Origin of the sequence: Leclercia sp. LSNIH8, from assembly GCF_002920195.1 — a bacterium.
GTDB lineage: Bacteria > Pseudomonadota > Gammaproteobacteria > Enterobacterales > Enterobacteriaceae > Enterobacter.
Map to the genome: position 1 here is coordinate 1 of NZ_PQJY01000032.1, position 1,628 is coordinate 1,628.

Consider the following 1,628-nt stretch of genomic DNA (forward strand, 5'->3'; position numbering starts at 1 on the left):
AAATGAATACCAAGTCTCTGAGTGAACACGTAATTCATTACGAAGTTTAATTCACGAGCATCAAACTTAAATTGAAGAGTTTGATCATGGCTCAGATTGAACGCTGGCGGCAGGCCTAACACATGCAAGTCGAACGGTAGCACAGAGAGCTTGCTCTCGGGTGACGAGTGGCGGACGGGTGAGTAATGTCTGGGAAACTGCCTGATGGAGGGGGATAACTACTGGAAACGGTAGCTAATACCGCATAATGTCGCAAGACCAAAGAGGGGGACCTTCGGGCCTCTTGCCATCGGATGTGCCCAGATGGGATTAGCTAGTAGGTGGGGTAATGGCTCACCTAGGCGACGATCCCTAGCTGGTCTGAGAGGATGACCAGCCACACTGGAACTGAGACACGGTCCAGACTCCTACGGGAGGCAGCAGTGGGGAATATTGCACAATGGGCGCAAGCCTGATGCAGCCATGCCGCGTGTATGAAGAAGGCCTTCGGGTTGTAAAGTACTTTCAGCGAGGAGGAAGGCATTGCGGTTAATAACCGCAGTGATTGACGTTACTCGCAGAAGAAGCACCGGCTAACTCCGTGCCAGCAGCCGCGGTAATACGGAGGGTGCAAGCGTTAATCGGAATTACTGGGCGTAAAGCGCACGCAGGCGGTCTGTTAAGTCAGATGTGAAATCCCCGGGCTCAACCTGGGAACTGCATTTGAAACTGGCAGGCTTGAGTCTTGTAGAGGGGGGTAGAATTCCAGGTGTAGCGGTGAAATGCGTAGAGATCTGGAGGAATACCGGTGGCGAAGGCGGCCCCCTGGACAAAGACTGACGCTCAGGTGCGAAAGCGTGGGGAGCAAACAGGATTAGATACCCTGGTAGTCCACGCCGTAAACGATGTCGACTTGGAGGTTGTGCCCTTGAGGCGTGGCTTCCGGAGCTAACGCGTTAAGTCGACCGCCTGGGGAGTACGGCCGCAAGGTTAAAACTCAAATGAATTGACGGGGGCCCGCACAAGCGGTGGAGCATGTGGTTTAATTCGATGCAACGCGAAGAACCTTACCTACTCTTGACATCCAGAGAACTTGCCAGAGATGGCTTGGTGCCTTCGGGAACTCTGAGACAGGTGCTGCATGGCTGTCGTCAGCTCGTGTTGTGAAATGTTGGGTTAAGTCCCGCAACGAGCGCAACCCTTATCCTTTGTTGCCAGCGGTTAGGCCGGGAACTCAAAGGAGACTGCCAGTGATAAACTGGAGGAAGGTGGGGATGACGTCAAGTCATCATGGCCCTTACGAGTAGGGCTACACACGTGCTACAATGGCGCATACAAAGAGAAGCGACCTCGCGAGAGCAAGCGGACCTCATAAAGTGCGTCGTAGTCCGGATTGGAGTCTGCAACTCGACTCCATGAAGTCGGAATCGCTAGTAATCGTAGATCAGAATGCTACGGTGAATACGTTCCCGGGCCTTGTACACACCGCCCGTCACACCATGGGAGTGGGTTGCAAAAGAAGTAGGTAGCTTAACCTTCGGGAGGGCGCTTACCACTTTGTGATTCATGACTGGGGTGAAGTCGTAACAAGGTAACCGTAGGGGAACCTGCGGTTGGATCACCTCCTTACCTTAAAGAACCTGCCTTTG

1 rRNA gene is annotated in these 1,628 nt (G+C 53.3%); it reads left to right on the forward strand.

Going from position 1 to position 1,628, the window contains the following annotated elements:
- Positions 1 to 68: 68 nt before the first annotated feature.
- Positions 69 to 1,608 (forward strand): 16S ribosomal RNA (locus C3406_RS25790).
- Positions 1,609 to 1,628 lie beyond the last annotated feature (20 nt).